This is a genomic window from Acinetobacter sp. UBA991 (assembly GCF_002292065.1).
GTDB lineage: Bacteria > Pseudomonadota > Gammaproteobacteria > Pseudomonadales > Moraxellaceae > Acinetobacter > Acinetobacter higginsii.
The window spans coordinates 24,132-30,896 of record NZ_DBBF01000031.1; the positions used below are offsets into that span (position 1 = coordinate 24,132).

Below are 6,765 nucleotides of genomic sequence, written 5' to 3' on the forward strand. Positions count from 1 at the left end.
GAACTCCTGATTTAATCTGTCGCAAGGACTCAAATTTATTAAGGACTAAGATCAAACGGCTGCTCTGCTCGAATCGGGTAAGCAACACCATTTTCCATATACGGTTTAAATTTCGCACTTCTTACAGCACGTAAAACTTTTTCATCGAGATTCGGTATACCACTACTACGTGTAACACGCGCATTGGTAATTTTACCTTTCTCATCAGCTTCAATCAGTACCATCACTGAGCGTGTTTGGTTATCTAAATCTTTTGCTGTAACAGATAATTTCGGTGAACGACTCCATTGAACCCCTGAACCGCCAATCGATACACGTTTTGGTGATGGATCAGCAGCAGGTTGTGGTTTCGCAACTTCCTGAACGGGTTGTGGTTTTTCAACCACTTTTTCAGTCACAGTGGTCACGACCTTGGTTTCAACTTTAGGTTCAATCTTTTGTTCAGTTTTTTGAAGAACAGGTTTTGGTGCCTCTTTGACCTGTTGAACCTTTTCAATCTTTTTCGGTGGAGGTAAAGGTTTTTCAACAACTTTAACTTCCTTCACCTCTTTTTTAGGTTCAGGTTTTGGCTTTTCTTTAGGTTTCGGTGGTTCAGGTTTTGGTGGTTCTTTAATCTTAACGAACTTCACCTTAAGCGGTTCTTTCTCGATTGGTCTTAACTCAATCGTTTTCATGTGGCTCACCGCCCACAGAACTCCTACATGTCCAATCACAACTGCAACTAAGGCAGCGATGATTTTCTTTTTCATCGGGTGTGGCGTGTTGAATGTAGCAGGAGATTGACTCATAAGAATCTAAGTACCTAATAGATGGTGACGCTTTCAAAAAAACGATTTCACTCATCGGATAGAACAATGAAAGTGCCGTAATAATAAATGAGAAGTGTTTTCATTTGCAACTGTTTTTTTATTGTATATTTGCTAGCCATTGAAAAATAGGCATAAAAAAACATGCCTTTCGACATGTTCTCTTTACATACTGAAACAAAGCGATGGATTAGAACACCACGGTTTTGTTTCCATCAACAATAATACGGTCTTCTAAATGCCATTTTACTGCACGTGCCAATACGTTACGTTCAACGTCTTCGCCTAACTCGCGTAACTGCTCTACGTTGTAGTCATGGCTCACACGTTCAACATCTTGCTCAATGATTGGGCCTTGATCGAGATCAGCTGTCACATAGTGTGCGGTTGCACCAATCAGCTTCACTCCTTTCTCATAGGCTTGCTTGTATGGATTTGCACCCACGAAAGCAGGCAGGAAAGAATGATGAATATTGATGATCTTCATTTCCCACTTAGCAACAAAGTCTTCACTCAAAATCTGCATATAACGCGCCAAGATCAATAGATCATTGCCCTGCATCATTTCATCAATTTGAGCATACGCTTCAACTTTATTGTCTTTATTAACCGGTACAACATGGAATGGGATACCAAAGTTTTCAACCGATTCACGCAAATCTGGGTGGTTTGAAATGACTTGGGTAATTTCACATGGCAATGAACCACGTGCATGGCGCCATAACAATTCCAATAAAGCATGATCGACTTTAGAAACTAAAATACCGACCTTTTTCAACTCACCAACAAAAGTAAGCTTCCATTGCATCTCATAACGTTCAGCAACATTGGCAGCAAAGGTCTGCATCAACGCTTCTTTACGAGACTGCAAATGATCAATCTCAAACTCAACACGCATGAAATAACGCCCGCCTTGAGCTTCTGTTGCGTACTGATCAAGTGCGGTAATGTTTGCTCCCTGATGATACAAAAAGCTCGATACGGCTTGCACGATCCCCGGCTTGTCTTCACAAGTAATCAGTAATCGCGCTGTGTGGGCTGTAGTCGTGTTCATTTGGTTAATATCACTTATTCGAATCAAATTAAAATCAAGCCGAGCATTCTAACCCTTTTTTGCTATTGACTAAATAGCTGCTGACGATCTATTCATCATCATTTTTAAGATTAGACAAACTTGCGAATAAGTCTGATGGTCCAAGTGATTTCAATAACTGTTCATAGGTTTGGCGACTTTCACCCATTAAATATGGACCTTCTAAGAACACCATTTGTCGCAATGCTTGCCAAACCCACTTTTCTTCCAGGCGATTGTTATCACTGATATGACCAGACATATATAAGAAGTTGGTCCAGTTGGTCAGCACAATCCACAAGTTGATGATCAAGGCTTCAATTTCTGAATCGGTCATTTTCATCAGACCTGCATCCACGAAGGCACGATAAATTCTTTGCCCCTGCTGCATCACCTGCCCGGCAAAACGTGGATAGATTTTTCGGAAGTCTTCATTATTTTCAACTAGATGATAGACATCACGATGAATAAAACGATAGGCCCACAACTGATTACTGAGTACTTGAAAATAGCTAATTTTATCATTGGCATTCAATGGACGATCCGTTGGCAAGGCCAACATTTCCAAGGTTTCAGCCTGATATTGCTGTGCCAGTTCTTTAATAATTTCCTGTTTGTTACGGAAATGATAATACAAGTTGCCTGGGCTAATCCCGAGTTCAGCCGCGATGTGGTTAGTTGTGACCGAACGCTCTCCACGCTCATTAAACAACTGCAAACTGATTTGCAGAATTCGATCTTTTGTTTTATTCGGTTTAGCGTGCGACATTGATTTTAACCATCTATAACATAATCAATAGGTTATAAAACAAACCTATAAAGCGACTTGACACTTTAGAGTATTTACTCTAAAAATTAAAAAATAATAAGCTTTCTTTTGGTCCACTCCTATGAACAGTCAAACAAAAACAACCGCTATGACACCTCATGTTGATGTGAAACGGCTACATGATTTGCTTGAGCAGCAAAAAGCAGCTTACCAACGCCATCCTGTGCCAAGCGCCAAAGAACGTATTGAACGCTTAGCTCGACTTAAAAACATCTTGATAAAGTATCAAGATCAATTTGCTAACGCAATTAGTCAAGATTATGGCAACCGTGCCATTATGGAAACCAAAATTGGCGAAGTTCTGACTTGTCTAGAACATATCAAATACTACAGCAAAAACTTAACTGAATGGATGAAACCATCTAAACGCCATATCAGCATGTTACACCAACCAGCAAAAGGCTGGGTAGAATATCAACCATTGGGTGTAATCGGGGTAATTGCACCATGGAACTACCCTTTATTACTTTCAGTCGGCCCATTGATCTGTGCTTTGGCTGCTGGTAACCATACCATGATCAAAATTTCGAGTGCTTCTTCAAATTTTGGTTATGTACTTGAAAATGCCCTTTCTGAAGCATTCCCACAAGAGTTGGTTGCTGTCGTGAATGGTGGTGGCGTTATTTCAGATGCATTCAGTCATCTCGCTTTTGATAAAATGATTTTTACAGGCTCAACCTCTGTCGGTAAAACGGTGATGGCAGCAGCAGCAGAGAATCTTGTTCCAGTGATTTTAGAGCTTGGCGGAAAATCGCCTGCACTGGTTCATTCAGCCATGAATATTCGCGACGTGGCACAACGTATTGCGGTAGGTAAGCTATGGAATGCGGGTCAAACCTGTGTTGCGCCAGACTATATGTTCCTGCCTAAAGGTAAAACAGCAGAGTTCACCAAGCACTACAATGACTTTGTGACCACAATGTACCCAAGCTTGCGTGACAATAACGACTACACCTCTATTGTGAATGACAAGCAATATAATCGTCTACAAGGTTACTTAGAGGATGCTCGTGACCAAGGTGCAACGATTGTTGAACTAAATGCCAAGAATGAGTCTTTAACTGAAGTTCGTAAAATTGCGCCAACCTTATTAACGGGCGTGACCACTGAAATGGAAATCATGAAGAATGAGATCTTTGGTCCAATTCTGCCTATTTTAGAATACGACCATATCGACGATGCACTTCAGTTCATTAATAGTCGCCCACGTCCATTAGCTTTCTATTACTTCGATATCGATAGTGCACGTGCTGATTATGTCGCAGGACGTACCCATTCAGGACATTTTGGTATCAACCAAGTTCTTACCCATGTGGCGCAGGATGATCTGCCATTTGGTGGCATTGGTGCATCAGGTATGGGCAAATATCATGGTAAAGAAGGCTTCTTTAGCTTCTCACATGAACGTTCAATGATGTCAAACCCAGTGAGCCCTAAACTTTACAGTTTAAAATTCATCCTACCACCTTATAATAAAGCAACGCATAAACTGCTTTTAAAAACACTATTTCGTTAAGCTGGTTAAGGCATGAGCTATCACACCAGTTCATGCCTTGTTTTTACCAAATTCGCTTGTCTTTTAATCGTATTTTTGGTATAAAACGCCCCTTGAATGATTTCATCCGTTTACTTGAATGGCTAGTTGCACGAAACAGTGCTATATAAACTAGCAATGGAGTTCACCATGTCTAAGGTTTGCCAAGTTACCGGCAAGCGTCCTATCGTTGGTAACAACGTATCGCACGCAAACAACAAAACCAAACGCCGGTTCGAGCCGAACCTGCACCACCACCGTTTTTGGTTAGAAAGCGAAAAGCGTTTTGTACGTCTTCGTCTAACTACTAAAGGTATGCGTATTATTGATAAATTGGGTATTGAGAAAGTTGTTGCTGATCTCCGTGCTCAAGGTCAAAAGATCTAAGGAGTCTGAACAATGCGTGATAAGATTCGCCTCGTTTCTACAGCTGGTACTGGTTATTTCTATACCACTACTAAGAACAAACGTACTATGCCGGAAAAAATGGAAATCAAAAAATTTGATCCAAAAATCCGTCAACACGTAATCTTCAAAGAAGCTAAAATTAAATAATTTTAGTTCTTTAAAAAAACGACTTCTCTTGAAGTCGTTTTTTTTGCCTAAAAAATGTATTTTATTTAAATGAAATGCTTGAAAATGACTTACATGATTTTTTTTGATAAATAAAAAAATTGTCATCAACAAATTCGATTTTAGTTGTTACACTTTATTCGCTGTTTTCTTGGCATGTTTTATGCTCATTTATTTTCCCCTTAACCGCAAAGATTAAGGAACCGCAATGCCACATGATGTTGATTTAATTATATTACTTGCTGTTGGTTTTGGTATGGCCCTTATTTTTGGCTATATCGCAGCACGTCTACGTCTCCCTCCTTTGATTGGTTATTTAGTTGCAGGCATTATTATTAGTCCCAATACGCCTGGCGTAGTCGGTGACATGCAGCTCGCCAATCAGCTGGCTGAACTGGGGGTAATGTTCCTCATGTTCGGTGTCGGGATGCATTTCTCCCTCAAAGATTTACTGCAAGTACGTCGTATTGCTGTGCCTGGCGCAATTTTGCAGATTGCGGTGGCAACCTTACTTGGGATCGCAGTCTCTATGTTTTGGGGCTGGAGCTTTGGCTCTGCACTGATCTTCGGCTTAAGCTTATCTTGTGCCAGTACTGTTGTTCTGCTCAAGGCATTGGGTGACCGCGGCTTACTGGACTCAGTGAATGGAAAAATTGCTGTTGGCTGGCTCTTGGTTGAAGACCTCGTGATGGTTTTAGCCTTGGTCCTTCTACCCGCAACAGCGGTATTACTCGGTGGACAGGCACTACCTGGGACAGATACATCACAAAGCATCTGGATCACGATTGGCATTACCCTGCTCAAAGTGACAGGCTTTATCGCCTTCATGCTGATTATTGGTAAGCGACTTGTACCCATGATCATGCAATTCGTGGCACGTTTAGGTTCTCGTGAGCTGTTTACACTCACTGTTGTTGCAGCTGCGGTTTCAATTGCATACGGCTCTTACGCGGTGTTCGGCGTATCTATGGCCCTTGGCGCATTCTTTGCGGGTATGGTGGTAAAAGAGTCTGACTTTAGCCACCGTGCAGAAGAGGAAACATTGCCATTACGTGAAATTTTCGCGATTTTGTTCTTTGTTTCAGTCGGCATGCTGTTTGATCCGAGCATTCTGGTAGAAGAGCCGTTACGTATTTTAGCTGTCGTTGCGATTATCATGGTGGGCAAGACCCTAGCGGCAATGGCTCTGGTATTGTTCTTCCGCTACCCAATCAATACCGCCTTAACCGTAGGCGCAAGTTTGGCGCAAATCGGTGAGTTCTCCTTTATCTTGGCGACACTTGGTTTATCATTAGGTTTATTGACGCCTGATGCGCAAAACCTGATTCTTGCTGGTGCATTATTCTCAATTACCCTGAACTCATTTGTGTTCTCTGCAATTGAACCTGTACAGCGCTGGATTCGTGAACGCTCGCATTTAGCACGTTTATTAGAACGTAGTGGTGACCCACTGGCCATGTTGCCCGACGAGGTTGATCAAGCTTATCTACGCGATCAGGTGGTGATTATTGGCTATGGTGGTGTCGGCCGTCGTATCAGTGAAAACCTGATGGAGCAAAACATCAAAGTGGTGATTGCTGAAGAAAATCGTGAAATTGTTGAAAAACTACGTAGCCAAGGCATTGCGGCGGTCAGTGGTGAAGCGACTGAACCCAATGTATTGATTCAGGCACATATTCAACATGCCCGTTTGTTAGTCATTTCACCAATGGATATTTTAGATATTCATCGTATCGTGGACATTTCAAAACAGCTAAATCCTGAAATTCAGGTCCTTATTTGCGCAGAGAGTAAAGAAGAAGCTGTGGTGATACGTGAAGAAAATATTGGTGAAGTATTCTACGCCAAAGAAGAAATGGCAAAAAATATGAGCCATCATATTCTCAGTCAAATCGAACTGGCGCATCAATCCGAAGCCCACTAAATATGTTCAAAAATAAAAAAGCGTACT

At 41.5% G+C, this 6,765-nt stretch carries 7 protein-coding genes; 4 read left to right on the forward strand and 3 right to left on the reverse strand.

What is annotated here, in order from left to right:
- Window positions 1–38: 38 nt before the first annotated feature.
- The 3 genes from B2727_RS13820 to B2727_RS13830 all read right to left on the reverse strand — a co-directional run bounded on the left by B2727_RS13820 (window position 39) and on the right by B2727_RS13830 (window position 2,647).
- Window positions 39–788, reverse strand: coding sequence for an energy transducer TonB (locus B2727_RS13820; RefSeq protein WP_033133274.1), 750 nt, complete (start codon window positions 786–788; stop codon window positions 39–41).
- A gap of 208 nt (window positions 789–996) precedes the next feature.
- The gene (gene purU / locus B2727_RS13825) at window positions 997–1,860 is read right to left on the reverse strand and encodes a formyltetrahydrofolate deformylase (protein WP_004802565.1); all 864 of its coding nucleotides are present in this window, start codon (window positions 1,858–1,860) and stop codon (window positions 997–999) included.
- 88 nt (window positions 1,861–1,948) lie between these two features.
- The gene (locus B2727_RS13830) at window positions 1,949–2,647 is read right to left on the reverse strand and encodes a TetR/AcrR family transcriptional regulator (protein WP_004802563.1); all 699 of its coding nucleotides are present in this window, start codon (window positions 2,645–2,647) and stop codon (window positions 1,949–1,951) included.
- 121 nt (window positions 2,648–2,768) lie between these two features.
- Here B2727_RS13830 and B2727_RS13835 point away from each other — a divergent pair, with 121 nt between their 5' ends.
- From B2727_RS13835 to B2727_RS13850, 4 genes are all read left to right on the forward strand, one after another.
- Entirely contained in the window at window positions 2,769–4,223 is a 1,455-nt protein-coding gene (locus B2727_RS13835; protein ID WP_005200267.1) for a coniferyl aldehyde dehydrogenase, read from the forward strand.
- Window positions 4,224–4,391: 168 nt separating this feature from the next.
- Window positions 4,392–4,628: a 50S ribosomal protein L28 gene (rpmB, locus tag B2727_RS13840; protein ID WP_004649871.1), complete on the forward strand. Its 237-nt coding sequence runs from the start codon at window positions 4,392–4,394 to the stop codon at window positions 4,626–4,628.
- 12 nt (window positions 4,629–4,640) lie between these two features.
- Window positions 4,641–4,796 carry a 50S ribosomal protein L33 gene (rpmG, locus tag B2727_RS13845; RefSeq protein ID WP_003654787.1) on the forward strand — a complete coding sequence of 52 codons (156 nt, stop codon included), beginning with the start codon at window positions 4,641–4,643 and terminating at the stop codon, window positions 4,794–4,796.
- Between the two features lie 226 nt (window positions 4,797–5,022).
- Window positions 5,023–6,738 (forward strand): cation:proton antiporter, encoded by a 1,716-nt coding sequence (locus B2727_RS13850; RefSeq protein WP_033133273.1) that lies wholly within the window; start codon window positions 5,023–5,025, stop codon window positions 6,736–6,738.
- Window positions 6,739–6,765: the final 27 nt, after the last annotated feature.